This window comes from Chelativorans sp. J32, assembly GCF_000518985.1.
GTDB lineage: Bacteria > Pseudomonadota > Alphaproteobacteria > Rhizobiales > Rhizobiaceae > Chelativorans.
This window is the reverse complement of the sequence record NZ_JAEQ01000018.1, coordinates 53212-78247: the sequence shown is the minus strand read 5'-3', so window position 1 is coordinate 78247 and position 25036 is coordinate 53212. Positions and strand designations below refer to the sequence as shown.

Here is a 25036-nt window from a genome sequence, read left to right as displayed (position 1 = left end):
GGCCGCAACCCACAAACAGTCGGTGAAAAGCTTCGCATTGGTCCGACATAAGAAGTAGTGGGCGGTGGAAGGACTGCGAAGCCACCCCATGCTAGCGTAATCCTGCACATAAGGACGGTCGCGGGGGTGGCTCGGATGAAGATCGAACTGATCGGACTTTTGACCATTGCCCTGGGCATGGCCATTTTCCTCGCGCCTGTGCATCGCGCATTCGCCATCATGGTCTTCTCGACCCTCTTCGGTGCCGGAGCCGCATTCAGCCTGCCAGGCCTCGGGGGCGCCTCGGTGCTTGTCCCGAGCGTATTCCTCGTCTTCTACGGTCTGCGGATCTATGTCGCCTACGGGGAGGGACCGATCCTTGGCGCCTTTGCGCCGCCTCGCGCTGGGTTCTGGCTGCTTCTGCTGACTGTCTATGCCGTTGCGACCGCTTTCTTCCTGCCCCGCCTGATGGAGGACCTGACGGAAACCATGTCGGTCCAGCGGCTCGCTGCCGGCCGCAGCTCCATTTCGCTCACGCCGCTCACCCCGTCGACCAACAACATCACGCAAGCCTTCTATGCGCTGGGAGGGCTGGCCTGTTTCGCCGTCACCTTCGCCTATCTGCGCATGACGGAAGCGCCTGCACGCCTGATCAGGGCGATGCTCGTGCTGGCTGCCGCCAATCTCGGTTTCGCGGTGCTGGATGTCGCCACTTACTATGCGGGTGGAGCGGAGATCTTCGACTTCGTTCGCACCGCCAATTACGCATTGCTGACCGGCTCGGAGAAGGCGGGCTTCAAGCGCATTTCGGGCACGTTCTCCGAAGCGTCCGCGTTTGCGGGTTACACCTCTGTCCTGTTTGCCTTTATCGGCAGCTTGTGGCTGGACCGGGTACGGTCCCTTTTGACGGGCATTGTCGCGCTCCTTTTGCTCGCCGCACTCGTCCTTTCCACCTCGGCGACCGGTATGGTTGTTCTGGCCGTCCTGTCGATTTATCTCGGCATGAGGTCTGCCGGGGGCTCCGTCCTGAAGAGCTCGATCGGGAGGCCGGCTTTCATCAGCGCAACCCTCCTCGCCATTCCCCTCTTCGTGCTTCTCGTTCTGCTGGCCATGCCCGACGTGCTGGAGGGCGTGACAAGCTATCTGAATGAAATCCTCTTTTCCAAGCTTGATAGCCAGTCGGGCCGCGAGCGCTTCATGTGGAATGCGGTCGCATATCAGGTCTTCCTGGATACCTGGGGTTGGGGCGCCGGCCTGGGTAGCGCGCGGGCTTCAAGCTACCTGCTCGTGCTGCTTTCCAATATCGGGTTGCCCGGTACTCTTCTGTTCGTGATCTTTGTCGGCTCCATTCTCCTACCTCGCGTGAGCAGAGGGGACGGTATCGACCTGGAGGCAAAAATAGGCAGGGCCTGCAAGGCGGGGATCGTGGCGGGCCTCGCAGAGGCGTTCGTTTCCGGCACCGTCTATGATCTCGGGCTGTTGTTCTATGTGCTGGCAGGAACGGTGGCGGTGCTCCATTCGGCTGCTCTGCAGCAGGCAAAATCGCCCCAGCCACCTGTCGAGACCTTTTCCGGTTTGGCTCCTCTCCGGAGAAGCGGCCGGTGAAGATCCTCGTCTTCAATGTCAAATACAGTCCCAATCTCGGTGACGGCGTCTTGGCCGCATGTCTGGAACGCGGCTTGATGCAAGGTGGTCCCGACATTTCAGTAGAGACGGTGGACCTTGCAGGGCGGAGCGATTTCGGCATGTCGCATTCCCGCAGGCTCTATGCTCTATCCGTGCTTCGTATGCTCCCAAGGCCCGCAAGGGCCCGGGTGGTGGAACTTGCGCTGAAGCGCCGGCTGTCGGCGCTCAAGACATCGTGGTGGCAAAGGATCGAAGGGGCCGATGCGGTGATCATCGGGGGCGGCAACCTTTTCCAGGATGACGATCTGAATTTTCCGCTGAAGCTGGCGGTCGTTCTGGAGGGCGTTCAGCGTGCCGGGAAGCCGCTTGCCGTGTTTGCGGTCGGCGTGACGGGCAACTGGTCAGAGCGCGCCAGAAAACTCTTCTCCGTTCTGCACGATTGCAGGCTTGTCCATGCCTCCGTGCGCGACCAAGGCGCGCGTGAGAACTGGATCAGCCATTTCGGCAATGCGTCGCCTGTGGAGGTCTGCCCCGACCCGGGCCTCCTCGCTGCAAGTCTTCTGGAAGCGGTGCACTCTTACAGGGGGCTGCCCCTGGTGGGGCTCGGCGTTACCCATCCCTTGGTGCTGCGGCGGCATGCTGGGATCGCTCCCGGGCAAATCCCTTTGAACAAGGAGAGTGATTATCGGCTGCTGATCAGGTGGTTCATCGATGCCGGTTGCCGCGTCATGCTGTTCACCAATGGCGCGGATGAGGATGACCGTTTCCTGCAGCGCATCCTCGATGACGGGGGCTGCAAAGCCAATCTACGGGATGGGTCGCTGACCGTGACGCCCCGAGCGAGGACGCCGCAGGATCTGGTGAATATCATCAGTCAGCCCGGCGTGATCGTCGCACATCGGTTGCACGCCAATATCATCGCCTATGCGCTTGGAATACCTTCGATAGGCTTGGGCTGGGATCGGAAAGTCGACCATTTCTTCAACGAGACGAACCGTCAGGAATATATCCTGCAAGGCGCCCAAGTGAGCCCATCCCATATAGGAGAAATGACGCTGCGCGCGTTGGAAGCTGGATTGAACCCGGCAGAGCAACGCAAACACATAAGGAAGACGAGATTTTGCCTATCCCATTTGGTGGAAAAATTTCGAAGCGCAGAACATGAATCGAAACACGTCAAACTTTAATTTATTAGGAAATATTAAAATAACCAAGCTGAATTTCGGAAGGCGCGGCGGCAGAGAAGTCTTCACTTAATTGTGATTGGTGGCGCCCCTGCTTGCGCCTTGCTCATTCCCGGGGCTGCCTACCTCTTTAGTTTAAACTTAAAACGAGACCTGGACATATTTGGTATAAAAGAATTTAAAGCGGCAGGCATATCCTAATTTGTGGATGAAGGGTATACTTGCTGCATGGCGGGAGAGTTCGAGGACTTTTTGAAGGCTCTCGAGGCGGGCGTTTTATCGCCGGGCGGAAATCGCCGGATGGAAGGGGCCAACCCTAATATCTGGCGCCGTATTTATGCCGCTGGCGACACGATTGCTGACGGAGACGAGAACAAGCAGGCTTTTTTCCTGATTTCGTCCGGATGGGTGGCATCAGGCAAGATGCTTACGAATGGCGCGCGCATCGTGCTTGACTTCCTGCTTCCAGGGGATGTCATCGGGATCGGCGCAACGGAATGGGCCCGGGAGATCGTCACGGCGCTGTCGCCCGTCACAATCATGGAGCTTCCCGGCGCTCCGCTCGAAACGCTCCTCAAAGCACCCAAGCCTCTCTCCAGTGCGCTTCTGAAGAGCATTGCCCGGCGAAATGCCAGGATTGCGGAACATATGGTGAGCATTGGTCGCCGGGGTGCCGTCGAGCGCACGGCGCATCTCCTGCTAGAATTGGCCTATCGGCTGGAGATCAAGCCTGAGAAGGGGCGGGTACGGTTTCAATGCCCTCTCACCCAAGCGGATTTGGCCGACGCCCTGGGCCTGACGGCAGTGCACGTGAACCGGGTCCTGAAAGAGCTGAGGGAAGGTGGCTTTGCTTCTTTCCGAAGCGGAGTCGTAGAAATCCAGGATGTTCTACGCTTGGCGGAATTTGTAGCTTTCGATGCGTCTTATCTTGCGCTCAGAGCGGCGCGATAGGTTTATATTCTTGCAACTGTAAGTTGAATTTAACTTTTTTTATCAAATGGTGAATATTTTGACAAGGGCTTAATCTAGGTTAGTGCGCTTTATCCCCAATTATGCAGATACTTTCCCTCGGATGATCAGCACAAGTATTTCATTGCTGGCCACCCGGAGCCGCCGCAGAAGTGCGGCAGTTGGGACGGGACGATGCTGTCGTACGTCAGCTGCTGCGGCTCTTTGGTACACACAAGTAAAGGGGAGTGTATTGTGGAACTGGAAAATGGCTTTTCCCAGGCGCCTAGCCTGAAATCGGCGTCTACATTGCCACTCGATCTGCAAGCGGGTGGTTTCACGGCAGAAACAGGACTTAACAGGGGGGCTAGGGAGGATCTCATCCTTTTGATTGACCCTCGCGCGCTCGGCAGGGAATGTCTGGCGCAAAGCTTGAGGTCGCAAAGCCCCGAAATGGAAATTGTGGCTGTGGGGTCGGCCAGTGAGTGGCGCGATTTGGGGCATGGGCGGGAGCCTTCAGCCGTTCTCTTCATTGTGGGCAGCCGGAAGATCGCTGACTCCGCAGTGAGAAACGAGATTCAAGAACTTGCCGAGGAGTTCGAGGACAGCCCGGTCATTGTCGTCGCTGACTCCGACGATCTCGGCCAGATCCTGACCGCACTCGATTCCGGTGCGCGCGGATATATTCCGAGCAATGTCGGCGTGAGCGTCGCGGCCGAGGCAATTCACCTTGCACAGGTTGGCGGGGTCTTCGTTCCCGCGAGCGGGGTGCTGGCGATGCGTGACGTCATCAATTCGACGACCAATCGCGCGGCAGGGCTCGGCAACCTCTTCACCGCACGCGAGGCGGAAGTGGCCGAAGCGTTGCGCCGCGGCAAGGCGAACAAGATCATCGCCTACGAACTGCAGCTGTGCGAAAGCACGGTGAAGGTGCACATCCGGAATATCATGAAAAAGCTCAATGCGACCAATCGCACCGAGGTGGCCTACAAGATCAGGGAAATGATGTCCTGATGGGCCATCGCGAATGAGGCGTTGGGTATTCGGGGCGGGCCTTTCATCATTGCAGTCTATCGTACCGGGCTCGGCTCGCTTCAATGGCGATCCAATTTCAGCGTTCGCGCTGGACACGTCAGAGGGCTTCGCAGCAAGGATGCTGCGGGGCCCGTTACGTTTCAAGGCCTGTATAGTTTTCCGCCAGGCTCTGCTGGGCAATGCGAGACGCGGCGAGGTAGTCGAACTCGGCGCGCTGGATGCGCCTTCCAAAAGGGCCTGTCTCGGGGAATGTGTGCAGGAGGGAGGTCATCCACCAGGAAAACCGCTCCGTCTTCCAGGTGCGATTGAGCACACGCGCCGAGTAGGTATCAATGCCGGCGTTTGACCGCTCGGTATAGTGCTCGACCAGTGCCTCCGCGAGAACCCGCACATCCTGGAGTGCCATATTGAGCCCCTTGGCACCGGTGGGCGGCACGATATGGGCTGCATCTCCGGCAAGGAACAACCGCCCGAAGCGCAATGGTTCGGCGACAAAGCTGCGCAGCGGTGCGATTGATTTCTCGATGCTTTTGCCTGTCTGCAAACGCTCCGCCACGTCCGGATTGAGCCGGGCACGCAATTCATCCCAGAACCGGTCGTCCGACCACTCCTCCACCTTTTCTTCGGTGCCTACCTGAATGTAGTAACGGCTGCGCGTGTGAGAACGCATGGAGCAGAGCGCGAAGCCTCGCTCGTGATGCGCGTAGATCAGCTCGTCCGCGACGGGCGGTTTGTCGACCAGGACGCCAAGCCAGCCGAAACGGTAGATCCGCTCGAAGGTCTGGATTGCGCTTTCGGGGATGCTGGCGCGAGAAATGCCATGAGAGCCGTCGCAGCCTGCGATGAAATCGCAGCTGATCTCGTGAGAAACGCCATCCTTCACATAACGGACCTTTGGGGAAGCGCCGTCAAGATCATGCAGGCTCACGTTTTCGGCTTCGTAAATGGTTCTGGCGCCGGTGGCTGCCCGCGCATCCATCAGGTCACGCGTCACTTCGGTCTGGCCGTAGATCATGACCTTGCGGCCAACCAGATCCTGGAAAACGATGCGCAGCATGTCGCCGTCGAAGGACAATTCAACGCCGTCGTGCGGAATGCCCTCCTGGCGCATGCGCCCGCCGACGCCGATGGCCTCCAGAAGATCGACGGAACTCTGTTCTAGCACGCCGGCGCGGATACGCCCCAGGACGTATTCGGCGCTACGTCTTTCGATGATGACCGCGTCGACACCCGCACGCTCAAGAAGGCGGCCGAGGGTAAGCCCGGCAGGGCCGGCGCCGATGATTGCAACCTGCACACGCATTGATCGTAAAATCCGATTTCCTCTTGCGAAGAAAGTGAACCGGCGACGCTGAATTGCCAATGGACAGTGCAGCCAAAGACTTGGATAATCCAAACATGGCTTCGATCCCCATCTACGCACTCTATGGTGAAGACCGCTATCCGGATGAGGCCGACTGGCTTCATTGGGAGACGATCACCTCAAGAAGTCGGCTGCACGGTTTTCGCATTGCGCCGCACCGCCATGAGCAATTCTTCCAGGTCCTGTTCCTGCGGCGCGGACACGCGCGCGTTTCGATCGACGGCGAAGATCTGGAGCTCGGCCCGGTATCGGTGATCGCCGTTCCCGCCCTCTCGGTCCATGGCTTTGTGTTTAGCGAGGATGTCGACGGCCTTGTGCTCACTTTTTTCGAGCGCGATATCCGCAGCCTTGCTGCTGAAATCCCGCAAATGGAAGGATTATTGCTGCGGCCGTTCCTCCTCCAGACGAGTGAAGGCGAAGCCGCGGAGTTGTACAATACGATCCGAGGTCTGGTTCTCGAAACGGACAATCGCTCCCCGGGGCGGGGCGCCGCAATCCGCGCAAGAATGGCGCTTCTCCTCGTTGGCCTGCTGCGGCTCGGTCATGGCGCGGCACCCGGCGAACGGCGCCCGGCGGGCAGGGCGGCCCAGCTTGCGCGCGCCTTCCAGGCCCTTGTGGAGCGGGACTATCGTGAGACGAGGTCCGTTCCGCATTACGCCTATGCGCTCGGCATCACACCTACCCATCTCAATCGCATCTGCCGGCAGGTTCTCGGCCATTCCGCGCTTTCCGTTATTGAACACCGCATCGTGCTGGAGGCGAAACGTTACCTCCAGTTCTCGACCTTGAGCGTCAAGGAAATCGGCATCATCCTCGGCTATTCCGATCCGGCTTACTTCTCGCGCTTTTTCCAGCGCGCGACGGGGTTTCCGCCGAGCCGTTTCCGTTCCCCGTCTGCGATGCGTGAGAACCTTTTGCCCAGCAAGCCGTTGGAACCGGCATGAGCAGAACAGTCGAGCCTCAAACAGTCTTTCTCAAGGAAGATCCGGACATTCCCAACAATCCGGAACTCCCCGTTCTCATCTACCCGCAAGTGCTCGGTGATGAAGTGCCTGACAAGGCGGCTGCGTTCGAGCGGCACTTTTCAGAGAGTGGTTGGCGCGGAACCTGGCGCAACGGCATCTTTCCGTATCACCACTTTCACCCGGATGCGCATGAGGCTCTGGGAATCGCGCGTGGCAGCGTCGAAGTGCAGATCGGCGGCGAGACTGGAAAGCGCTTCAAGCTCACTGCGGGCGATCTCGTCGTCCTGCCGGCAGGCACCGGCCATAAGAACCTTTCTGCCAGCGGTGACCTTCAGGTGATCGGCTCTTACCCCGCTGGACAGGAAGATTACACGATCTGCCGTAGCAAGGCCGAGGTCAAGTCGATGCCGGACGTGCCACGTCCTCAAACCGACCCGTTTTATGGAAAGGAAGGCCCGCTGCTGCGGGCCTGGTGATGATGATGGCGGTAACTGGTTTTCAGCCTTCGCTATACCAGGGTCCCTGAACGACCTTGATCTCACCATTTGCTTCCGCGACCTTCGAGGCAAAGGCCTCGGGATCGCTTCCGCGGTAATGATAGGGGTAGACCACTTTTGGTGCGAACTCGGCCACGGCTGATGCTGCCTGATCCACATCCATGGTGTAGGGCAGATTCATCGGCACGAAAGCAATATCGATGTCCTTGAGGGCACGCATTTCCGGTATGTCTTCCGTATCCCCGGCAATGTAGACGCGCCGCCCATCGACCGTAACGACGTAGCCATTGTCCCGCCCTTTGGGATGGTATTGCAGCCTGTCTTCGGTGGTGTTGTAGGCCGGGATCGCTTCAATCCCGATTTCCCCTTCCGTCGTCTTTTCCCCGTTGCGAATGGCTGTCGCCCGACCCTTCAGTTCTTCAGGCAACTTTTCGAATACTGACGGACTGGTGACGAGCCGAGCCTGTTCGCCTGCCAGCGCCGTGAGCGTCTCGGGCTCGAAATGATCCCCGTGTTCATGGGTGATGAGGATCAGGTCGGCCGGCTGGTGGCCATCATAGGCAGCGGCACCTCCGACGGGGTCGACATAGATGACCATGTTCGGAACCGTCATGACGAAAGAAGCATGCGCGATGGGGGAGATGGCGATTTCTCCATTGTCGCTCTCATAGCGATCGCCCGCGTTCTCCTGTGCCATGGCGGAGAAGGGCATGATGAGTGTTGCTCCGGCAGCAGCCAGGCCGCCTGCCCCAAGTTGCAAGGTTTTCCGTCTCGTAAGGATCATCGTCTCCTCCTCCGTGGTTGCCGTTTGGCTATCTTCATCTGCTGCGGATGACAGCGAAATTAAGTCAGGGTGATGTCGGATCAAAGTAACGGAAAAGTGAAGGCGGCCCTTTCCCGATCACACGCCCCGCCGCGCTTACGAGGGTCGGGAGTCACGCCTAGTTGACGAAGAGAGGCATCGTCCTTAGTTAAAGCGATATCCATTGAACAGGAGGTCGAGGCCAATGCGGTTCCAGATGATTTTCGCCCGCAACGATCATCATCATCCGGAATCCATGCATGCCCGCTTCCATCGTTCTCAAGGATATCTCCTGGTCCACGCCTGACGGCACCACTCTCTTCGATGGTCTCGACCTTTCCTTCGGCACTGGCCGAACGGGGCTCGTAGGCCGCAATGGCGTCGGGAAATCGACCCTTCTCAAGATAATCGCCGGCGAGCTTGTTCCGCTAAAGGGAACGGTCTCGACAAGCAGCCGCATTGCCGTCTTGCGCCAGGAAGTGCAGGTCGGCGAGAGGGAGACCGTTGCCGATTGGTTCGGCATAACGGGGGCGCTGGAACTCCTCGACAGGATCGAGGCGGGAGAGGCGGTTGCCGATGAAATTGCCGAGGCCGACTGGACTTTGCTCCCCCGCCTTTACGACTGCCTGGTTCAAGCCGGCCTTTCTGCGCTTCCATCGGACTATCCTTTGCAGGAGTTGAGCGGTGGCCAGAGAACGCGGGTCGCGCTCGCCAGTGTGCTGTTCCAGGAACCCGACGTGATCCTCCTCGACGAACCCACGAACAATCTCGACCGCGAGGGAAGGCAGGCTCTCGTGCAGCTTCTCGCCAAATGGCGGCGCGGTGCGATCGTCGTGAGCCATGACCGGGAGCTGCTCGAGCATATGGACGAGATCGTCGAGCTGTCGACCATCGGCGCCAAGACCTATGGTGGAAACTGGAGCCATTACCGAGAGCAGAAGGCAATCGAGCTCGAAGCGGTGCGGCACAAGCTTGAAACGGCGGAGCGCAAGGTCGAAGAGGTGGACCGGCGCCTGCAGACAGCCGCGGAACGCAAGGCGAGGCGGGATGCTGCAGGAAGGCGCAAGCGCGCCAAGGGAGACATGCCGAAGATCATGCTCGATGCCATGAAGGAGCGGGCGGAAAGCACCGCCGGTGGCCAGGCGAAGCTTGCAAGCAGGCTTAGGCAGGCTGCTGCCGCCGAAGCGGAGGAGGCGCGCTCCCGAATCGAGAAGCTGAAGGAGCTGTCGCTAACGTTCCAGCCGACCGGGCTTGCTAATGGAAAGATTGTTGCCGAGGCGCAGGAGCTTTCAGGCGGCTATGACGGGACGGCGGTCGTCCAAAATTTCAGCTTCGCTTTGGTCGGGCCGGAACGGGTGGCGATTGTCGGACCGAACGGGTCCGGCAAGACCACCCTGTTGCGCCTCGTCACTGGAGAGCTTCAGCCTGTCGCGGGAGAGGCGCGGATCCATGTGCGTCATGCCGTGCTCGACCAGACGATGAGCCTCCTGGACCCCCAATCCTCCGTTCGCGATAATTTTCTGCGGCTCAATCCGGACGCGGATGAAAATGCCTGCCGAGCGGCGCTGGCGCGGTTCCTGTTCAGGGCGGATGCCGCGCTCAAGCCCGTGGGGGCGCTCAGCGGAGGGCAAGTGCTGAGGGCAGGGCTGGCCGCTGTCCTCGGCGGTGGGAAACCACCCCAGCTTCTCCTTCTGGACGAGCCGACGAATCATCTGGACCTGGATTCCATCCAGGCGCTGGAGGCAGGCCTCCTGGCCTATGACGGTGCGCTTATCGTCGTCAGCCACGACACGGCGTTCCTCGAAGCGATCCGCATCGGACGATGGGTTGAACTGGGGAATCGGCCGGAGAGCTAGACGCTTGGCGACGAACCCTGCTGCAGCACCACGACGCGGGAGCCGGTCGGAACCCGATCATAGAGATCGATAATGTCATGGTTCAGTAGACGTATGCAGCCGCTGGAAACGGCGCGGCCGATGGACCAGTCCTCTGTCGTGCCGTGAATGCGGTAAAGCGTGTCGGCGCCATTCTTGAACAGATAAAGCGCCCGAGGGCCCAACGGATTGTGAATCCCTGGTTCCATTCCCGCGGCGAGCGGCCCGTAGCGCTCAGGCTCGCGCTCGATCATCGAGCGGGTCGGCGTCCAGCGGGGCCACTTGCGCTTGTAACCGATCACGGCTCGCCCTTCGAAAGCCAGGCCTTCTTTCCCGACGCCGATGCCGTAGCGCAGCGCGCGCCCGTTCTCGCGCACGAGGTAGAGAAAGCGCTCCTGCGTGTCGATGACGATCGTGCCGGGCATCTCGGCCGTATCATAATCAACTTCCTGACGGAGATATTTCGGGTCGATCTTTGTCAGGTCCGCTGCCGCGATGGGGAATTGCTCGTCGTGGATCGGTGCGTACATCGTATAGTAATGTGGCGGGATCGCCGGCTTTGGCGCTGGCTGGGGCCGCTGCGCGGTAGACGCGCAACCTGCGAGCGCGGAAGCTGCCGAAAGGAGGAATACGCGGCGGGACAGAACAGGCAACTTTAAGCACTCCTTCTACATGTAAGAACAGCTTCGATCTCCAACGCGCTTGTGGCAAGATTGGAGCCATGGCTTTCATCTCCGAATATCCTTTTTAAAGTGTTGCAGACTTGTCACTCATTGTGAGGCCTTGACGATTCAGCGGATGCGGCATCTCCGTCTTACGGTTACAGTTTTGCAGCTGGCTCGCTTCACCCAACTGAATTGACCGAAACAAGTTCTTCACGTATATGAAATTGCATGTTGACGAAAGATAAGCCCTCAGCCTCTGTGAAGTCCGCGGCCCGAGCCATGGATATCGTCGAGCAGGTGTCCCGCAAGGGGGCAGCGACCGCGCGTGAGATCAGCCGTGCGACGGGAATCCCGGAAAGCAGTCTCTCCTATCTGCTGACGACGCTTGTCAGTCGGGAGTGGCTGTCTCCGGCCTCCGACAGGACCTACAGCATCGGGCCGGCGGTCTCTCGTCTTGCTGCCGGAAATCCGCTGGATATCACCCAGCGCAGAGTTGCCGTGATGCGCGCCATCGCGCGGGCAACCGCCGAAACGGCGTCCCTGTTCATCAGGCGCGGCAGTGATGTGGAAGTGCTCGACGTAGAGGCTTCCAGCCACGCCCTTCGCTTCACGCCGCAAAAGGGCATGCGCGTCCCGCTCCACAGCTTTGCGTCGGGAAAGGCCCTGCTTGCTGCGCTTCCGCCGGATCTTCTCGATGAGTATTTCGCGACTGCGCCGCGCATCCGCTTTACGCCTTATACGCTTGTTGAAGAGCAGAGCCTTCGGGACGATCTGAAGCGCACGAGGGACCGCGGCTACGCGCTCTCGCGCGAGGAGCATACGATCGGAGTCATGGGCATCGGCGTGGCTCTCGATCACCAGCATAGTCTGAGCGTAGGCATTCCTTCTCCGCGGTTCGATCACCTGACCGAGCGGAAGATCGCGGATGAGATCAGGCGCGGCCTGGACGAGTTGAACAGCGCCGCCTGAATCCCCGCCCCTCGTTTTGCGAGTGACCACGGAAGAGCGCCGCTTGACAGCGCTCCCTTCCCTATGCTTCATGAGTGTGTAATTTCACGATAATGAAATTGAGGGAGGGAGCCTGGAATGTCGAAACGCAGCCTTGAAGACCTGCTTCAGGAGAGTGGCAATCCTGTTGAGCTCCTCCGCAATCAGAAGACTGGTCCGAACGTCTATCCGGGCGTTCCGGCCGAATTCACCAATTGGCGTAACGAGCAAGCTGCCTGGCAGAACACTTGCGTGCTCTTCAACCAGTCCTATCACATGGCTGATCTCGCCGTTGAAGGGCCGGACGCGCTGAAGCTCCTGTCGCATCTGGGCATCAACAGCTTTGCGAATTTCGCCGTCGACAAGGCCAAGCAGTTCGTTCCTTGCTCCTATGACGGCTATGTGATCGGCGACGTCATCCTGTTTTATCTGGCCGAGAACAGCTTCAATCTCGTGGGCCGCATTCCAGTGTTGAACTGGATTCGCTTCCATGCGGAAACCGGCCGCTATGACGTGAAGCTTGAGCTCGACGAGCGCTCGGCCGCACGGCCCGACCCCTTCAACAGGAAGTCCTATCGGTTCCAGATCCAGGGCCCGAATGCCGTGAAGGTGGTGGAGAAACTGACCGGCAAGCCCGCGCCGGAACTCAAATTCTTCAACATGACGACCATCGAGATCGCCGGAAAGAAGGTGCGCGCGCTGCGCCACGGCATGGCCGGCCAGCCCGGTTATGAGCTTTTCGGTCCCTGGGCCGAAGGCGAGGCGGTGCGTGAGGCGATCGTCAGGGCGGGTGAGGAGTTTGGGCTGCTCCAGGTCGGCGGGCGCGCCTATTCGTCCAACACGCTGGAGTCCGGCTGGGTCCCGTCACCGCTGCCGGCCGTTTATACGGGCGAGAAGATGAAAGCTTATCGCCAGTGGCTGACGGAAGACAGTTACGAAGCGAAGGCCTCGATCGGCGGCAGCTTCGTTTCCGACAGTATCGAGGATTACTATCTCACGCCCTGGGATCTGGGCTATGGCCATGTGCTGAAGTTCGACCACGACTTCATCGGCCGCGAGGCGCTTGAGGAAAGGGCAAAGCAGCCGCACCGCAAGAAGGTGACGCTCGCGCTGGAAAACGAGGATGTTATCCGCGTCTTTGCCTCACAGCTCCAAAAAGGCGACGGCCGTGGCAAGTTCATGGAATTTCCATCGGCAGTCTATTCGATGCATCCCTATGACAAGGTGATCGTCGGCAGCGGCGAGACGGTCGGCATTTCCACCTGGGTCGGCTACAGCTCCAACGAGCGCAAGATGCTCACGCTCGCGATCCTCGAGGAAGAATACGCGCAGCCTGGTCAGGAAGTGATCTTCGTCTGGGGTGAGGAAGGTGGTGGGACGGCAAAGCCCACCGTCGAGCCTCACAGGCAGATGGAGATCCGCGCGATCGTGAGCCCCGTTCCCTATGTGGAAACCGTTCGCAAGACCTATGTCGAAGGCGGTTGGCGGGCCCAGGGAGCGGCCTGAACGCAAGGGCAATCATTGAACAAGGGCTTGCGGCCCGCGGAGAAGCGTGGGCCGCAAGAGAGGGTGCTGCCGTCTACCCTCCCGCGGTGCGGCGATGGCAGGCATTGGGCAATTGGAGGAATGTGCGATGGCGCTGGTCACGCAGGATAGCAGAAATATCGGCGAAGACTCGGGACATGGTCTGGGCGAAAGGATGCGCAAACTTCTGCGCGGCCACTCGATCGAGATCACCGCAAAGGACGTGAACAGCCTGAGCGAAGCAGCACAGCTCGTGCCCGCAGGAACGTCGATCTCCGTCACGTTTTTGCCGGGTGAGGATGTCGATGCGCGTGTGGCTGCCGCCGGTGCTGCCAAGCGCCTGGGGTTCAGTCCCGTTTCTCATATTTCTGCACGACGATTGAAATCCACGGCGGAGCTTGAAACATTCCTCTCGCGGCTCGCCCAGCACGGGGTGGAGAGCGCCTTCGTGGTGGCGGGAGATCCCGCCCAGCCTGAAGGCCCTTTCGAGGATGCACTTGCGGTCATCCAGTCCGGCCTGCTGGCAAAGCACGGTATCGGTCGCGTCGGCATCTCCGGTTATCCCGAGGGACATCCGCAGATTTCCGAGGAGAAGCTCTGGCGCGCCCTGAAGGACAAGCATGCCGCCCTCAAGGTCCTTGGGCACGAATGCGAGATCACCACCCAGTTCGGCTTCGACGCGGGGCCGGTGCTCACATGGCTGGAGCGTGTGCGCGAGGAAGGGATCGAAGCCAAAGTGCGCGTCGGGGTCGCCGGCCCGGCAAGCGTCAAGACGCTGCTTCGCTTCGCGGCCCGTTGCGGCGTCGGGGCTTCGGCGAAGGTCATGGCGAAGTATGGCGTGTCCATTACCAAGCTTCTTACGACCGCCGGGCCGGACCGCATCATAGAGGAATTTGCAAGCGGCCTAAATCCGCGCATCCATGGCGATGTCGCGCTTCATTTCTATCCTTTCGGTGGAGTGAAGAACACGGCCGAGTGGGTTGCCCATTTCGCTGGCCTCGAAGCGGTAAGGTAGGGAAGATGCAGTCCTTTGTCTTCACGGCTTATTGCGCCGACCGGCCAGGTATCGTTTCGGCTCTTTCCACCACGATCTTTCACCTGGGCTGCGATATCCAGGACCTGCAGCAGTTCGGAGACACGGTCACCGGCCAGTTCTTCATCCGCATTGTCTTCAGGGGACCAAACCTACAGGGCGAGGCCGTGCGGGGAGCCGTTGCGCCGGTGACTGAGCGGTTCGGCATGAAATGGGCCCTACGTGACCAGGCCGAGCGCCGCAGGGTGCTTCTGCTCGTCTCCCGTTTCGATCATTGTCTTGTCGATCTCCTCTACCGATGGCGGTCGGGCGAGCTCCCGATGGAGATCGCGGGCATCGTCTCCAACTATCCGCGCGATATCTACAGTAACATCATGATGGGCGATCTGCCCTTCTGGCACTTGCCGATCACCAAGGAGACGAAGCCCAAACAGGAGCAGGAGCTCAGGGGCGTGATCGAGGAGACGACGGCGGATCTCGTGGTCCTGGCGCGCTACATGCAGGTCCTGTCGGACGAACTCGCCTCCGATCTTTACGGCCGCTGCATCAACATCCATCACTCCTTCCTGCCGGGGTTCAAAGGCGCGAAGCCTTACCATCAGGCATTCGAGCGCGGCGTGAAGCTTATCGGTGCAACTGCGCACTACGTGACCGGCGATCTCGACGAAGGTCCGATCATCGAGCAGGATGTGGAGCGGATAAGCCATCTCGATACGCCTGAGGGGCTGATCCGCAAGGGCAGGGATATCGAGCGCCGCGTGCTCGCGCGTGCCGTGCGCTATCATCTGGACGATCGGGTGCTGCTCAACGGCAGCAAGACGATCGTGTTTCCGGAATAGCGTGCGGGCCCGCAGCGCCATCCCTGACATTATCCAAATTCTGGCCCGCGCGGCCGAGACGCTGGTGTTCGAAGCAGTAGGGGGTAGCGGATGCATGTTTCGTTCATAGGTTTTGGCGAGGCCGCACGTGCTTTTGCGAACAGCCTCAAGGAGGCGCGGCCAGGACTCCTCTTTTCCGCCTATGATATCCTTCTGGACACCGGCGACGGCGCTCCGATCAGGAAAGCCGCGGAAGAGACGGACGTCAGGCTTGCCAAAACGCCGAATGAAGCGGTGGCGGGAGCAGATTGGGTTATTGCCGCGGTCACGGCTGCATCGAGCCTCGATGCCGGCCGGTTCGTGGCCACCGCACTCCGGTCCGGCCAGGTCTATTTCGACATCAATTCCGTCTCTGCTGGCGTGAAGCAACAGACCGCTGCGCTTCTGGCGCCATCGGGCGCCCGCTACGTGGATATGGCCGTGATGTCGCCAGTGCACCCGCGAGGCCATCGCTCACCGGTGTTGGTGGCCGGTTCGATCGATACGGCTCTTATCGGGCAGCTCGAGGAACTTGGCTTCGACTTCGAGATGGTGGGGCGTGAGCCCGGCATGGCGGCAACCATCAAGATGGTGCGCAGCCTCTTCGTGAAAGGACTCGAAGCGATCAGCGTGCAGATGCTGATGGCGGCCCACAGGGCAGGCTGCCTGGAACGGGTGAAGGCCTCCCTTGCCGAGAGCTTCCCGCAATTCGAATGGGACCGGTTCCTTTCTTACCAGTTCGAGCGCGTCGCGACGCACGGCACCCGCCGGGCTGCCGAAATGCGGGAATCCGCCGTTGCGATGAGCGAGCTCGGTTTTCCTGAAGGGCGCGCGCTGGCCGCGGCGATCGCCGAATTGCAGGCAAGCGTCGGCGGCCTTGGCTTGAAACTCGGCAAGGTCACTGATCCGGCGGAGGTGGCAAGGCGGGCCTCGGATGCTCTTCAGCAGAAGTCTGACGCCGGACAGACAAGAAAAGGCTGAGAATATTTATCACAATCAGAAGCTTGGGCGGTGAACCTGGGAAGCTATTATAGCATAAGCTTATGGCGGAGACGGACTTTGAATTGGTTTTGACAAGCCGCTCTGTCTAACGGTGTTTAGGGGTATGTCCGGCTTGGCAGCGCTGCGCCGGAGCGCTTTTGCAGGGAGGAAAAATCATGAAAGCTTGGTTGAGAGGATCCATCGCTTCCTTGATGCTCGCGTCGAGCATGGTCGCCGTTCCGGCGCTGACGCAGGCAGAGGAACTGTCGCTGGCGCATTTCGTGGCGCCGGCTCACGTCGTGACCGCGTCGGTGGTGGAGCCGCTGGTCGAAGGCGTGAAGGCGGATAGCAACGGCGATCTTACGATTCGTGTCTATCCCGGCGGGGAATTGGGCGCCGGGCCGATGGAGCAATATGTGCGCGCTGTCCAGGGCGTCGCCGACATCACTTGGGGACTGTCCGGCTACACCTCGTCGCAATTTCCCAAATCGATGATCGTCGAGATGCCGGGCGCCGTGCCGGAGGGGATGACCGGCTACGATATGCTCTGGAACGCCTTCGACGACCATCTCAAGAGCGAGTTCCCCGGCACGCATCCGCTGGCGCTTTGGATATCGGAGCCGAACGTCTTCATCATGAAGGATCACGAGATCCGTTCACCCGGTGACCTCAAGGGCCTGCGTATCCGCGTCTCGGGCTCCGTATCGGGCGCGCTCGTCGAGGCTTTTGGCGCCACGCCGGTGCAGATGCCGGCCGGTGAAATGTATAACGCCCTGCAGACGGGGCTCATCGACGGTATCGTCACCGGCTCCAGCGCGATCAACGACTTCAAGCTCGACGAGGTGGCGAATTCCTACACGCTCGGCGCTCCGCTCGGGAACATCATGTTCTATCTGGTTATGAACCAGGCCCGTTATGACGGTCTGAGCCCCGAGCACAAGGCGATTCTCGACAAGCATACCGGCCGCACCCTCTCCCAGAAGGGCGAGGAAGGCTGGAATGCCGCCGCCGAACGCACGCTGCAGGAGGTGCGCGCGGATCCGAGCAACACGGTTATCGACCTGACTGCCGAGGAGATCGCTCCCTTCACGAAGATCGCGGACGATCTGCGCACCAAACTGATCGCAGATATGGGGGCGCAGGACGTCCTGGACGCGATGCTGAAAAAGAACTGATCGGGAGCGTGGGGCGAGCGCCATGAGATCTTTGCGCAGCGTTGTGGACAGGCTCATCGGCCTGTCCAACATCCTGGGAAGCGTGGCGCTCGCACTCGTCACGATCGTGATCCTGATCGATGTGATCGGGCGCTACTTCGGAGCACCTCTTCGCGGCGCCCAGGACATCGGCCAGATGGGCATGGTGATCATCGTCTTTGGCGGCATGGCCTACTGCGGTCGTCATGGGGGGCATATCGCGATCGACATCTTCGAGAATGCGTTTCCACCGAGGATGAACCGGGTGATCGATATCTGCGTCGCCTTTCTCGGAGTCGTGCTGTTTGGTGCGGTCGCCTGGAAGGTTATCCAATCCGCCCAGCTCTCGCTGATGCTCAATCTGGCGACGAACATCATCCAGCTTCCCAAAGCGTGGTTCCAGTGGGCCCTGGCCGGGTTCTCCATTCTCACCGCGCTCGGCATGTTTTTGCGCGGCCTCGAACTCATTCTCCGAGAAGATCGCCGCGCGGAGCATAAGGAGGCGATGCCGTGAGCGCGACAGTGATCGGCCTTCTCGGCCTCGTCGCACTTTTTGTGCTGTTTGCCCTGCGCGTTCCGGTGGCCTTTGCCATGTTTACGGTCGGGCTCGTGGGCGTCTCCGTTCTTGCCAGTCCCAGCAACGCCTTGAACCTTCTGGCAAGCGAAACATTCACGCTTGCTTCCAGCGCGGAGCTTATCGTTGTTCCGTTGTTCATCTTGATGGGCAATGTCGCCACAGAAAGCGGCATGAGCCGCAGGCTCTACGATGCAGCCTATGCGCTCATCGGCTCGGTCAAGGGCGGTCTGGCGTCTGCCACCATCATCGGCTGCGGCGGTTTTGCGGCGCTCTGCGGCTCCTCGGTCGCCTCCGCTCTCACCATGGGACGGGTCTCGCTCGCGGAGATGGACCGATTCAATTACAGCCCGAAGCTATCCACCGGGGCGGTCGCGGCAGGTGGCACGCTGGGTATCCTCATCCCGCCATCCACCGGCTTCGTGGTTTATGCGATCCTGACTCAGCAGTCGATCGGGCGCCTGTTCCTTGCCGGAGTCCTTCCAGGAATCATGCTCCTGATCATGTTCATCATCCTGATCACGGCGCTCTCCTATCTGTGGCCCGATTATGGTCCGCCGGGCCCGCGAACCAGCTGGAGGGAGAAATCGGCAGCCCTTCTTGGCGCTGTCCCGATCCTGGTCATCGTCCTGCTTACGATCGGGGGCATCTATCTGGGCTTCTTCTCGCCTGTGGAAGCTGCGGCCGTCGGCGCAGGCCTGGTCATCCTCTCCGGCGCAGTGACGCGACAGCTAAAATTCGACGGGCTCTATAGGGCGCTTCGGGATTCGATCGTCACGACCGCGACGGTGATGCTGATCCTGATATCGGCCCATCTGTTGAACCCCTTCCTCGCGCTCAGCCGCATCCCTCACGAAATCGCCGGCTTCCTGACCGGCCTCGATGTCGGGCCGACCGTGGTCCTGGCGCTGATCCTCGCCTGCTACATGGTGCTTGGCCTGTTCCTGGAGGGCTTCGCCATGCTGGTACTGACCATGCCCATCTTCTTCCCGGCCGTGATGGCGTTGGGTTTCGATCCGATCTGGTTCGGCGTGCTCGTCGTGATCACGTTGGAAATGGGGCTCATCAGTCCGCCCGTCGGTGTCAATGTCTTCATCGTCAAATCGGTCGCGCCGCACGTTCCGTTGCGTGACATCTTCGTCGGTGTGGCGCCCTTCTGGCTGGTGATGCTGCTGGCGGTCATCATCCTCGTGCTGTTCCCCCAGATCGCGCTTTATCTGCCCAGCACGATGATCGGATAAGAAGAGAAAATGGCATGAAACCTACCCTGGTCCTGATCCCCGGGCTCTTGTCGGACGGTATCGTCTGGCGCCGCGCCGTCGAAAGCATTTCCACCGTGCTGCCGGTCGCGGTGGCCGATCTTTCGACACAGGACCACATCACGCGCATGGCCGAGGATACGCTGTCGGCGCATCCGGGGCCTCTTTATTTGGCGGGCCATTCCATGGGCGCACGTGTCGCGCTCGAAATGGTGCGGCTCGCTCCCGATCGCATCGAAAGGCTCGCGCTCTGCGATACGGGCATCCACCCCCGCAAGGAAGGGGAGGAAGCACGTCGCCAGGTGCTGGTGGAACTGGCTTACCGGGAGGGCATGAAAGCGCTGGCCGACCAGTGGCTGCCGCCGATGGTTCATTCGGCGCGCCATACGGACCGGGTCCTCATGAGCGAGTTATGCGCCATGGTCGAGCGGATGTCACCGGAATTGCACGAGCGGCAGATCCGGGCTTTGCTCGATCGGCCAGATGCAAGACCGAGCCTACAGGATATCCGCTGCCCGACGCTGCTCCTGGTCGGGCGACAGGATGCCTGGAGCCCGCTGGCCCAGCATGAGGAGATGCAGTCGCTCCTGCCTCACGCCCGATTGGAGGTGATCGAGGATGCGGGGCATTTTGCGCCCATCGAGCGGCCGGAGGCTGTCGGAGCGGCGCTGGAAAACTGGATTCGAGCGTGAATTAACGGAGTATTAGATGGATTCCGCAGTGAGTGCGCCAGCCGACGGTACGGGCACCATTCCCGAAACACCGCTTCTCGACCGGAAGCGGAATATCGCCGGCTACCGCATCAACAAGATGGCGATGGCGCTCAGCGATCAAAGGAACCGGGAGGCCTTCAAGGCGAATGAGGAGGCATTTCTCGATTCCTATGGACTGACGGCCGAGGAAAAGGCTGCCGTCAAATCGCGCGATTGGCGCGAGATGGTCCGCCTTGGCGGCAATCTCTTCTTCATTCTCAAGATTTCCGCCGTCGACCCGGTGCCGATAACGCAGATCGGGGCCGCGCAGGCCGGCATGGATCACACTGAATTCCTCACCGAGAGACTTGGAAAGAAGCTCAATGGCTAAGATCATCGGCGGCTTGGGCACCTCGCACGTCCCCTCGATCGGCGTCGCTCTTGACCGAGGGTTGCGCGACACGCCCGATTGGAAGCCCTTTTTCGACGGGTATGTGCCGGCGCAGCAATGGATGCGCGATCGCCGGCCGGATGTCGCCGTCGTGATCTTCAACGATCATGGCAATGCGTTTTTCCTCGACAAGGTCCCGACCCTGGCTGTCGGCTGTGCTTCGAGCTACAGGCCCATCGATGAAGGCTGGGGGCCGCGCGACGTTCCCGTTTTCGAAGGCGCGGAGGACTTCTCGTGGCACTTCGTCGATACGCTGGTCGAGAACCACTTCGACCCGCTTGTCTGCCGTGAGATCGACGTCGACCACGGCATGCAAGTGCCGATGGAGCTCTTCTTCGGCCGCCCGGAAGCATGGCCGGTAAAGGTGGTACCGGTCTTTGTGAACACCATTCAGTATCCGATCCCGACGCCGCAGCGCATGTGGCAGCTCGGCAAGGTTCTGCGCGCGGCGATCGAAAGCTGGCCGACCGATGAGCGCTTCGTCATCATGGGGACGGGTGGTCTGTCGCATCAACTGCAGGGCTCGCGGGCCGGTTTCATCAATCGCGATGCCGACCAGGCCTGGATCGAGGAGATCGGCAACGATCCGCAGAAATATCGTGAGATGATGCGCGAGGATTACATCCGCACATTCGGCAGCGAAGGCGCGGAGCTTATCATGTGGCTGGTCATGCGCGGTGCGATGGATGAGCGCGTCGAAACCGTTCACAAGCACTATTATGCGCCGGCTTCCACGACCGGGGCGGGAATGGTGGTGCTGGAAAACCGGGGTTGAGGAGGCAGGTTTCGTGTATTTCCTCATGATCTGCAGGCACCGGGAAGGGGTTTCCGAATTGCGCGACGAACTCAGGCCAAAGCACCGCGAGCATGTCGCCACTGGTGGGCGCGGCTTGGCGAAGGTGCTGACCGGCAGCGCACTTTGGGAACGCGAGACCGGCAGCGGCATCGGAAACTTCGGTATCCTGGAGGCTGAAACTTACGAAAGGGCGCGGGCCTTCGCTGAACAGGACCCCTTTCATATCAACGGTGTTGTTGAGAACGTCGAACTCGTGAGGCTCGCCGACACCTTCCAGGCGCAGCGGATCGATCCATTGACGAAATAGGAGGAGACCATGGCGGAGCCATGCTTCGATGTCGCCCATCTGGGCCATGTCGAGCTTCTGACGAACAAGTTCGAGGAGAGCCTCAATTTCTTCGTCAACGTCTATGGCATGACGGAGAGCGGTCGAGATGAAAATTCCGCCCATCTCCGCGGCTGGGACGACTACGAGTACCATAGTCTGAAGCTCACCCGGTCGGACACGACCGGGATGGGGCATGTCGGTTACCGCACCTCCTCGCCCGAGGCGCTGGAGCGCCGCGTCGCGGTGATCGAGAAGATGGGGCTCGGGATCGGCTGGGTGGATGGCGATCTCGGTCACGGCCGCGCCTACCGCTTCAAGAGCCCCGACGGGCACATCTTCGAACTCTATTACGACACCAATCTCTATGTTGCGCCGCCTGAGGAGCGGCCGGCGCTGAAGAACGTGGCGCAGCGCTTCCATGGGCGAGGCGTTTGCGTGCGCCGCATCGACCATGTGAACCTGCTTGCGAGCGACGTATCGCAAATCCGCGACTTCATGATCGAGGCGCTCGGCAGCCGCGTCACCGAGCAGGTGGTGCTCGACAATGGCCGTCTTGCCGGCTGCTGGTTCACGGTCAACAACAAGAGCTATGATCTGGCTTGCACGGAGGACCATTACGGCGCCTCGGGCCGCTTCCACCATCTCACCTATGCGGTGGACAGCCGCGATGACGTGCTGCGCGCAGCGGATATCTACCTCGAAAATGGGGTCTTCATCGAGTCCGGTCCGCACAAGCATGCAATCCAGCAGACCTTCTTCCTCTATGCCTATGAGCCGGCGGGAAATCGCGTCGAGGTGGCCAATGCCGGTGCGCGGCTGATCCTGAGGCCCGACTGGCAGCCCATCACCTGGACCGAGGCCGAGCGGAAGAAGGGGCAGGCCTGGGGCATGAAGACGATCGAGACCTTTCATACGCACGGCACGCCGCCGGTCGATCCGGCGCAGAAATCTTGAGGAGAAGCGGCATGAGCAACAAGACGGCCCTGATCATCAGCGCCCATTCGGCGGATTTCGTGTGGCGTTGTGGCGGCGCCATCGCCCTTCACCAGAGGAAGGGTTACGATGTCACGGTGGTCTGCCTTTCCTTCGGCGAGCGCGGTGAGAGTGCCAAGCTGTGGAAAGCCCCCGGCGCCACCCTCGAAGGCGTGAAGGCCGCCCGCCGTGAAGAGGCAGAAGGCGCGGCCAAGGCGCTCGGCGTCCACGACATCCAGTTCTTCGATCTCGGCGACTATCCGCTGGAGATGGACCGGGAGGCGAAATACCGGCTGGTCGACGTCATCCGCAAAGTGCAGCCCGCCTTTATGCTCTCGCACTCTCTAGAGGATCCGTACAACACCGATCATCCCTACGCGACCAGAATGGCGATCGAGTGCCGGATGATCGCGCAGGCCTGGGGGCACAATCCGGGCGAGAAGATTCTAGGGGCTCCGCAGCTTTATCTCTATGAGCCGCACCAGACCGAGCAGTGCAATTGGAAACCCGACACGATCCTCGACATCACCGAGGTGTGGGACCAGAAGCGCGCCGCGATCGAATGCATGGAGGGCCAGCAGCATCTCTGGCAATATTACACCAATGTCGCGGAAAACCGGGCCAACCAGTTCCGCCGCAATTCCGGCGGGCAGGCCGGCGGGCGCGAAGCGAAATATGCCGAGGCGTTCCAATCGATCTTCCCTCGTACGGTGGATGAGCTCTGATGGGTGTGGTGGTTCAGAATATCGCGCGTGCCCATCCGGCGGTTATCGCCGGGCTGGCGGAATGCGGGGTGGCGACCGTCAACGAGGCGCAAGAGCGCACCGGGCTTCTCGCCTCCTATATGCGGCCGATCTATTCCGGGGCTCGGATTGCAGGCTCTGCCGTCACAATTTCTGCACCGCCCGGCGACAACTGGATGCTGCATGTGGCCATCGAGCAGATCAGGGAAGGTGACGTGCTCGTTCTTGCGCCCACATCGCCGTCGGATGCCGGCTATTTCGGCGACCTCCTTGCCACGTCGGCCATGGCCCGCGGCTGCCGGGGGCTCGTCATCGATGCCGGTGTGCGGGACATTGCCGATCTAACCAGGATGGGCTTTCCCGTCTGGTCGCACTATGTATCGGCGCAGGGAACCGTCAAGGAAACGCTTGGCTCCGTCAATGTGCCAGTCGTCTGCGCAGGCGCGCTTGTCAATCCGGGAGACGTGATCGTCGCTGACGACGACGGCGTCTGCGTCGTTTCGCGGGAAAGGGCTGGTGAAGTGCTCAAGGCCGCCGAGGCGCGCGTCGCCAATGAGGAGGCCAAGCGCCGGCGGCTTGCGGCTGGCGAACTCGGCCTCGATCTCTACGATATGCGTGAAAGATTGAAGGAGAAGGGCCTCAAATATGTCTGAGGGCATCCGCGCCATGTGGATGCGGGGAGGAACCTCCAAGGGCGGTTATTTCCTCGCCTCCGACCTGCCGCAGGATCGGCGTGAGCGCGACGCGCTGCTGCTCCGTATTATGGGCTCACCTGATCCGCGCCAGATCGATGGACTTGGCGGCGCAAACCCGCTCACCTCGAAAGTGGCCGTGGTGAAGCCTTCCGAGCGCGAAGGTGTGGATGTGGATTATCTCTTCCTGCAGGTCTTCGTCGATCAGCCCATCGTGACCGACTCCCAGAACTGCGGCAACATTCTCGCCGGCGTAGGCCCGTTTGCCATCGAGCGAGGGCTGGTGCCGGTAACCGGAAACAAGACCGACGTCCGTATCTTCATGGAGAACACCGGCCAGATCGCCATCGCCACGGTGGACACACCGGATGGCAAGGTGAACTATGCCGGCGAGGCTCGCATCGATGGGGTGCCTGGTACGGCCGCTCCTATCCCCATCGTGTTCCAGGACACGGCAGGCTCTTCCTGCGGAGCGCTGCTGCCCTCCGGCAATGCCGTCGATGTGATCGACGGTGTCGACGTAACGCTGATCGATAACGGCATGCCCTGCGTCATTCTCGATGCGGCTGATTTTGGCATCTCCGGCCAGGAAGCGCCAAAGGAGCTTGAGGCAAATACGGGGCTGAAGACCCGGCTTGAATCGATCCGCCTCAAGGCTGGTCCGCTGATGCATCTCGGTAACGTGGCGGAAAAGTCCGTGCCAAAGATGACACTGGTAAGCCCGTCGCGACATGGCGGCGTCATCTCGACCCGAAGCTTCATCCCGCATCGTGTCCACGAGGCGATCGGCGTCCTGGGTGCCGTTACCGTTGCGACCGCCTGCCTACTGCAGGAAGGCCCGGCGGCGAAATACGCCGAAGTTCCCGAGGGGCGCGCCAAGTCGATGTCCGTCGAACATCCGACCGGCGAGTTTACGGTCATCGCCACTCTTGATGAAAGCGGCAATGTCCAGTCAGCCGGGGTCTTGAGGACCGCCCGGAAATTGTCTGACGGCCTGACTTTTCCCTGACGATGGT

Annotated in this window: 26 protein-coding genes; 23 read left to right on the top strand and 3 right to left on the bottom strand. The window is 60.5% G+C overall.

All coding sequences use genetic code 11. The annotated features are described in order from the left end of the window. Nucleotides 1-135: 135 nt before the first annotated feature. The 4 genes from CHEJ32_RS0119430 to CHEJ32_RS0119415 all read left to right on the top strand — a co-directional run bounded on the left by CHEJ32_RS0119430 (nt 136) and on the right by CHEJ32_RS0119415 (nt 4751). Nucleotides 136-1584 (top strand): hypothetical protein, encoded by a 1449-nt coding sequence (locus CHEJ32_RS0119430; protein WP_028035283.1) that lies wholly within the window; start codon nt 136-138, stop codon nt 1582-1584. Further along, nucleotides 1581-2792 carry a polysaccharide pyruvyl transferase family protein gene (locus CHEJ32_RS25345; protein ID WP_051469772.1) on the top strand — a complete coding sequence of 404 codons (1212 nt, stop codon included), beginning with the start codon at nt 1581-1583 and terminating at the stop codon, nt 2790-2792. The genes CHEJ32_RS0119430 and CHEJ32_RS25345 overlap by 4 nt, the downstream gene beginning before the upstream one ends. Nucleotides 2793-3089: 297 nt before the next feature. Beyond that, a complete protein-coding gene (locus tag CHEJ32_RS0119420) occupies nt 3090-3740 on the top strand; it encodes a Crp/Fnr family transcriptional regulator (protein WP_198023886.1) in 651 nt (216 codons plus the stop codon). Between the two features lie 252 nt (nt 3741-3992). Further along, a complete protein-coding gene (locus tag CHEJ32_RS0119415; RefSeq protein ID WP_028035281.1) occupies nt 3993-4751 on the top strand; it encodes a response regulator transcription factor in 759 nt (252 codons plus the stop codon). Nucleotides 4752-4905: 154 nt separating this feature from the next. On the opposite strand, the gene pobA is transcribed toward CHEJ32_RS0119415, so the two are convergent. Continuing rightward, nucleotides 4906-6075: a 4-hydroxybenzoate 3-monooxygenase gene (gene pobA / locus CHEJ32_RS0119410; protein WP_028035280.1), complete on the bottom strand. Its 1170-nt coding sequence runs from the start codon at nt 6073-6075 to the stop codon at nt 4906-4908. A 95-nt stretch (nt 6076-6170) separates the two neighbouring features. On the opposite strand from pobA, the gene CHEJ32_RS0119405 reads away from it, so the two are divergent. Continuing rightward, nucleotides 6171-7079 (top strand): helix-turn-helix domain-containing protein, encoded by a 909-nt coding sequence (locus tag CHEJ32_RS0119405; RefSeq protein WP_051469771.1) that lies wholly within the window; start codon nt 6171-6173, stop codon nt 7077-7079. After that, nucleotides 7076-7576, top strand: a complete 501-nt coding sequence (locus CHEJ32_RS0119400) for a cupin domain-containing protein (protein WP_028035278.1) — start codon at nt 7076-7078, stop codon at nt 7574-7576. The genes CHEJ32_RS0119405 and CHEJ32_RS0119400 overlap by 4 nt, the downstream gene beginning before the upstream one ends. 22 nt (nt 7577-7598) lie before the next feature. Here the strand turns inward: CHEJ32_RS0119400 and CHEJ32_RS0119395 are convergent, their stop codons facing one another. Beyond that, nucleotides 7599-8381 (bottom strand): MBL fold metallo-hydrolase, encoded by a 783-nt coding sequence (locus CHEJ32_RS0119395; protein WP_028035277.1) that lies wholly within the window; start codon nt 8379-8381, stop codon nt 7599-7601. A 278-nt stretch (nt 8382-8659) separates the two neighbouring features. On the opposite strand from CHEJ32_RS0119395, the gene CHEJ32_RS0119385 reads away from it, so the two are divergent. After that, the gene (locus CHEJ32_RS0119385; protein WP_028035276.1) at nt 8660-10255 is read left to right on the top strand and encodes an ABC-F family ATP-binding cassette domain-containing protein; all 1596 of its coding nucleotides are present in this window, start codon (nt 8660-8662) and stop codon (nt 10253-10255) included. Here the strand turns inward: CHEJ32_RS0119385 and CHEJ32_RS0119380 are convergent. Then, nucleotides 10252-10926 (bottom strand): L,D-transpeptidase, encoded by a 675-nt coding sequence (locus CHEJ32_RS0119380; RefSeq protein ID WP_028035275.1) that lies wholly within the window; start codon nt 10924-10926, stop codon nt 10252-10254. The genes CHEJ32_RS0119385 and CHEJ32_RS0119380 overlap by 4 nt on opposite strands. Nucleotides 10927-11166: 240 nt before the next feature. Here CHEJ32_RS0119380 and CHEJ32_RS25340 point away from each other — a divergent pair, with 240 nt between their 5' ends. The 16 genes from CHEJ32_RS25340 to CHEJ32_RS0119300 all read left to right on the top strand — a co-directional run bounded on the left by CHEJ32_RS25340 (nt 11167) and on the right by CHEJ32_RS0119300 (nt 25029). After that, nucleotides 11167-11907, top strand: a complete 741-nt coding sequence (locus tag CHEJ32_RS25340) for an IclR family transcriptional regulator (protein ID WP_051469770.1) — start codon at nt 11167-11169, stop codon at nt 11905-11907. Nucleotides 11908-12024: 117 nt separating this feature from the next. Beyond that, on the top strand, nt 12025-13431 hold the full coding sequence (locus CHEJ32_RS0119370) for an aminomethyltransferase family protein (protein ID WP_028035274.1): 1407 nt from the start codon (nt 12025-12027) through the stop codon (nt 13429-13431). Nucleotides 13432-13558: 127 nt separating this feature from the next. Then, nucleotides 13559-14464 carry a methylenetetrahydrofolate reductase gene (locus CHEJ32_RS0119365; RefSeq protein WP_084032862.1) on the top strand — a complete coding sequence of 302 codons (906 nt, stop codon included), beginning with the start codon at nt 13559-13561 and terminating at the stop codon, nt 14462-14464. Between the two features lie 5 nt (nt 14465-14469). After that, nucleotides 14470-15321 carry a formyltetrahydrofolate deformylase gene (gene purU / locus CHEJ32_RS0119360; RefSeq protein ID WP_028035272.1) on the top strand — a complete coding sequence of 284 codons (852 nt, stop codon included), beginning with the start codon at nt 14470-14472 and terminating at the stop codon, nt 15319-15321. Between the two features lie 90 nt (nt 15322-15411). Continuing rightward, nucleotides 15412-16320, top strand: a complete 909-nt coding sequence (locus CHEJ32_RS0119355) for an NAD(P)-dependent oxidoreductase (RefSeq protein ID WP_028035271.1) — start codon at nt 15412-15414, stop codon at nt 16318-16320. A 176-nt stretch (nt 16321-16496) separates the two neighbouring features. Next, entirely contained in the window at nt 16497-17495 is a 999-nt protein-coding gene (locus CHEJ32_RS0119350; protein ID WP_028035270.1) for a TRAP transporter substrate-binding protein, read from the top strand. Nucleotides 17496-17517: 22 nt separating this feature from the next. Beyond that, on the top strand, nt 17518-18027 hold the full coding sequence (locus CHEJ32_RS0119345) for a TRAP transporter small permease (protein WP_028035269.1): 510 nt from the start codon (nt 17518-17520) through the stop codon (nt 18025-18027). Further along, the gene (locus tag CHEJ32_RS0119340) at nt 18024-19328 is read left to right on the top strand and encodes a TRAP transporter large permease (RefSeq protein ID WP_028035268.1); all 1305 of its coding nucleotides are present in this window, start codon (nt 18024-18026) and stop codon (nt 19326-19328) included. The genes CHEJ32_RS0119345 and CHEJ32_RS0119340 overlap by 4 nt, the downstream gene beginning before the upstream one ends. Before the next feature lie 14 nt (nt 19329-19342). Next, a complete protein-coding gene (locus CHEJ32_RS0119335) occupies nt 19343-20038 on the top strand; it encodes an alpha/beta fold hydrolase (RefSeq protein WP_028035267.1) in 696 nt (231 codons plus the stop codon). Nucleotides 20039-20054: 16 nt separating this feature from the next. Further along, nucleotides 20055-20429 (top strand): extradiol ring-cleavage dioxygenase, encoded by a 375-nt coding sequence (locus CHEJ32_RS0119330; RefSeq protein ID WP_051469769.1) that lies wholly within the window; start codon nt 20055-20057, stop codon nt 20427-20429. Continuing rightward, on the top strand, nt 20422-21264 hold the full coding sequence (locus tag CHEJ32_RS0119325) for a class III extradiol dioxygenase family protein (protein ID WP_028035265.1): 843 nt from the start codon (nt 20422-20424) through the stop codon (nt 21262-21264). Before CHEJ32_RS0119330 ends, CHEJ32_RS0119325 begins: the two co-directional genes overlap by 8 nt. A gap of 13 nt (nt 21265-21277) precedes the next feature. Continuing rightward, the gene (locus CHEJ32_RS0119320; protein ID WP_028035264.1) at nt 21278-21592 is read left to right on the top strand and encodes a YciI family protein; all 315 of its coding nucleotides are present in this window, start codon (nt 21278-21280) and stop codon (nt 21590-21592) included. Between the two features lie 9 nt (nt 21593-21601). Continuing rightward, complete coding sequence (locus tag CHEJ32_RS0119315) at nt 21602-22567, top strand: catechol 2,3-dioxygenase (protein WP_028035263.1); 966 nt, start codon at nt 21602-21604, stop codon at nt 22565-22567. A gap of 11 nt (nt 22568-22578) precedes the next feature. Continuing rightward, complete coding sequence (locus CHEJ32_RS0119310) at nt 22579-23310, top strand: PIG-L deacetylase family protein (RefSeq protein WP_028035262.1); 732 nt, start codon at nt 22579-22581, stop codon at nt 23308-23310. Then, complete coding sequence (locus tag CHEJ32_RS0119305; RefSeq protein ID WP_028035261.1) at nt 23310-23981, top strand: 4-carboxy-4-hydroxy-2-oxoadipate aldolase/oxaloacetate decarboxylase; 672 nt, start codon at nt 23310-23312, stop codon at nt 23979-23981. Before CHEJ32_RS0119310 ends, CHEJ32_RS0119305 begins: the two co-directional genes overlap by 1 nt. Then, nucleotides 23974-25029, top strand: coding sequence for a 4-oxalomesaconate tautomerase (locus CHEJ32_RS0119300; RefSeq protein ID WP_034658783.1), 1056 nt, complete (start codon nt 23974-23976; stop codon nt 25027-25029). The genes CHEJ32_RS0119305 and CHEJ32_RS0119300 overlap by 8 nt, the downstream gene beginning before the upstream one ends. Nucleotides 25030-25036: the final 7 nt, after the last annotated feature.